The sequence below is a fragment of the Micromonospora sp. NPDC003776 genome (assembly GCF_053605645.1).
In genome coordinates this window covers 1-1,021 of sequence record NZ_JBSGJR010001009.1, presented here as the reverse complement: position 1 = coordinate 1,021, position 1,021 = coordinate 1, and the positions used below count along the sequence as shown (strand labels likewise).

The following is a 1,021-nucleotide window of genomic DNA, read 5'->3' as shown; positions in this document are numbered from 1 at the left end:
CGGCGCCCTCGCGGGGGCGGCGGATCAGCTTCCTTACCGGTCAGCGGACCGGCGCTGCCCGTCGCCGCCGGGGTGGCGGCCGGCTGGGCGGCCCTGACCTCCTGGCTGCCGGTCGCCCTGGTGCTCGGTCTGGCGCAGCTCAGCGAGGACGCCGGTTCCTTGCCGGGGGCGTTGCGCGCCGGTCTCGCCGGGTGGCTGCTCGGCCACGGCGTGCCGCTGGGGACCTCCGCGGGGCCGCTCGGCCTGGCCCCGCTGGCCCTGACCGCGCTCGCCGTCTGGCGGTTGACCCGGGCCGGCGTGCATGTCAGCCGGGCGATCGGCGCGCGCGGCAGCCGGTCCCCCCGCCAGGCCCTCACCGTCGGGGTCGCGGTCGGCCTCGGGTACGCGCTGCTCGGTGTCCTCGCCGCGATCACGGTCAGCGCCGGTGGCCTGCGCGTCTCCCTGGTCCGGGCCGGGCTCACCTTCGCCGTGGTCGGTGCGCTCTCCGCCCTGGTCGGCGCGGTGCGGACGACCGGCGTGTCGGGGCTGCTGGCCCGGCGGTTGCCGGCGCCGTTGCGGGACGGGCTGCGCACCGGCCTCGTCGCCGGCCTGCTGCTGCTCGGCGCCGGTGCCGGGGCGGCCGGGCTGGCCGTGGCGACCGGGGGCGGGGACGCCGCCGACATGATCGGCGCGTACCGGACCGGGGTCGCCGGTCAGGCCGGCATCACCCTGGTCAGCCTCGCGTACGCCCCGAACGCCACCATCTGGTCGGCCAGTTACCTGCTCGGCCCCGGGTTCGCCGTCGGCACTGACACGGCGGTGCGGACCAGTGAGGTGTCGGTGGGCGCGCTGCCGGCCGTACCGCTGCTCGCCGGCCTGCCGCGCGGCCCGGTGGACGGGCTCGGCGCGGCGCTGCTCGCGGTGCCGGTGCTGGCCGGGATGACCGCCGGCTGGTCCACCAACGAGCGGCTGGAGTTCCTGGGCGACTCGGTCCTCGGCGTGGTGATCACCACCGCGCTCTTCCACAACCACCCCGACCTGC

1 protein-coding gene is annotated in these 1,021 nt (G+C 78.1%); it reads left to right on the top strand.

The window, feature by feature from the left end; genetic code table 11:
- The coding region (locus tag ACWEVO_RS37125; RefSeq protein ID WP_452312041.1) for a cell division protein PerM at window positions 1-1,021 on the top strand (1,021 nt) is incomplete at both ends.